This is a genomic window from Mycobacterium kyogaense (genome assembly GCF_003254575.1).
Classification (GTDB): Bacteria; Actinomycetota; Actinomycetes; order Mycobacteriales; family Mycobacteriaceae; genus Mycobacterium; species Mycobacterium kyogaense.
Map to the genome: position 1 here is coordinate 1 of NZ_QJUA01000108.1, position 743 is coordinate 743.

Consider the following 743-nt stretch of genomic DNA (forward strand, 5'->3'; position numbering starts at 1 on the left):
ACGCGTGTGGTGGTGATGGTGGGGTGTCCGGTGAGGGTGGTTTCGATGTCGGTGGGTTCGATGCGGATGCCGCGGAGTTTGATTTGGTCGTCGGTGCGGCCGAGGTAGTCGAGGACGGGGTTGCCGTCGGGGGTGTGGGTGCGCCAGCGGACGAGGTCGCCGGTGCGGTACATGCGGTGGCCTGGTTGGAAGGGGTGTGCGATGAATCGGGTTGCGGTGGTGTGGGATTGGTTGAGGTAGCCGTGGGCGAGTTGGGGGCCGGCGAGGTAGAGCTCGCCGGGGGTGTTGTCGGGGACGGGGTTGAGGTGGTCGTCGAGGACGTGGGTGGTGATGTTCCAGCCGGGGGTGCCGAGGGCGACGGGGCCGTCGTGGTCGGTGTTGTGGGAGGTCCAGCCCAGGACGTCGACGGCGGTTTCGGTGGGTCCGTAGAGGTTGTGGAGGGGGGTGTGGGGGAAGTGGTGGTGGTAGCGGCGCAGGAGGTCGGGGGTGAGGGCTTCGCCGCCGACGGTGACGCGGGTGAGGGTGGTGATGTCGGTGATGGTGGGTTCGTCGAGGAAGGCGTCGAGCATGGAGGGGACGAAGTCGATGGCGGTGATGTGGTGGTTGGTGATGGTGTGGGCGAGGTAGTGGGGGTCGCGGTGGCCGCCGGGGCGGGCGATCACGGCGGTGGCGCCGGTGGTCAAGGGCCAGAACACTTCCCAGACGGAGGTGTCGAAGCTGATGGGGGTTTTGACCAGCATGCG

At 67.7% G+C, this 743-nt stretch carries 1 protein-coding gene; it reads right to left on the reverse strand.

Annotation, left to right across the window (positions count from 1 at the left end; translation table 11 throughout):
* Positions 1–743 (reverse strand): AMP-binding protein (locus DMB80_RS27780; protein ID WP_162938739.1); only part of this gene is annotated, 743 nt, incomplete at both ends.